The sequence below is a fragment of the Streptomyces sp. LS1784 genome (assembly GCF_020103755.1).
In the GTDB taxonomy this organism is placed as follows: Bacteria; Actinomycetota; Actinomycetes; order Streptomycetales; family Streptomycetaceae; genus Kitasatospora.
The window spans coordinates 1-1,101 of the sequence record NZ_JAHSQD010001116.1; the positions used below are offsets into that span (position 1 = coordinate 1).

Below are 1,101 nucleotides of genomic sequence, written 5' to 3' on the forward strand. Positions count from 1 at the left end.
CGCCGCGGCCGGCGGCTGCGGCTGGTGCGGGTAGCGGAAGGGGCGGGCCGGGTCCGGCAGCGGGGTGTAGCGGGGCTGCGCTGCGCCGTCGGCCGGGGGCAGCAACGGGAGCAGCCGCGCGTACACGGTCCGGGCGTCGGCAGGGCGGTCGGCGGGCTGCTTGGCGAGCAGGTCGAGCACCAGCTGTTCCAGCGGCTGCGGCACCTCGGGGCGCAACTCCCGCAGGGGGACGGGCGGTTCGTCGACGTGTCGGCGCAGGACGCCGAGCGCGGTGGGCGCCCGGAACGGCTCCTCGCCGGCCAGCATCTCGTGCAGCAGGCAGCCGAGCGCGTAGAGGTCGCTGCGCGGGTCGGTGGTGGCGGCGAGGGCCTGTTCGGGGGCCATGTACGAGGGGCTGCCGACGGGCACGCCGGTGAGGGTGAGCCGGGTGGTCTCGCTGTCGAGGGCGGTGGCGATGCCGAGGTCGAGCAGGACGGTGCGGCCGTCCTCGCGGACCATGACGTTGCTCGGCTTGAGGTCGCGGTGGACCACCGGGATGGCGTGGACGGCGGCCAGCGCGGTGCACAGCTGCGCGGCGACGGCCGCCGCGCGCTCGACGGGGAAGGGCGCGTCCTCGGCGATGAGGTCGGCCAGGCTGACGCCGGGGATGCGCTGCATGACGAGGTAGAGCTCGCCCTCGTCCTCGCCGGCGTCGAAGACGGTGACCAGCCCGGGGTGGTCGAGCGCGGCCGTGACCCGGCACTCGCGCAGGAAGCGGCGGCGCAACTCGTCGCTGCGGCGGGCCCGTTCGCCGCCGGAGCCGGTCCCGCCGGGGACCAGGTGCTCGGGGCGCAGCAGCTTGACCGCGACCTGACGGTGCAGCCGTTCGTCCTGGCCGGCCCAGACCTGGCCCATGCCGCCGTGGCCGATCTTCTCGGTGAGCCGGTAGCGGCCGGCGATCAGCCGGGCGGCGGTCACGGCCGGTCCTCGCGGGCCTGGCGGCGCAGCAACTCGCCCAGCTCGCGTAGGTCGTGGGCGGCCTCGGGGGCCGGAAGGGAGGGGGCCGGGGCCGAACGGGCAGGCGCCGAGGGGGCCGGGGTGGCGGGCGCGGTCGGCACGGCG

At 77.2% G+C, this 1,101-nt stretch carries 1 protein-coding gene; it reads right to left on the reverse strand.

From position 1 onward, the window contains the following. Nucleotides 1-957, reverse strand: a 957-nt coding sequence (locus KS423_RS46025; RefSeq protein ID WP_224285593.1) for a serine/threonine-protein kinase, incomplete at its 3' end; no start/stop codon positions are given. Nucleotides 958-1,101: the final 144 nt, after the last annotated feature.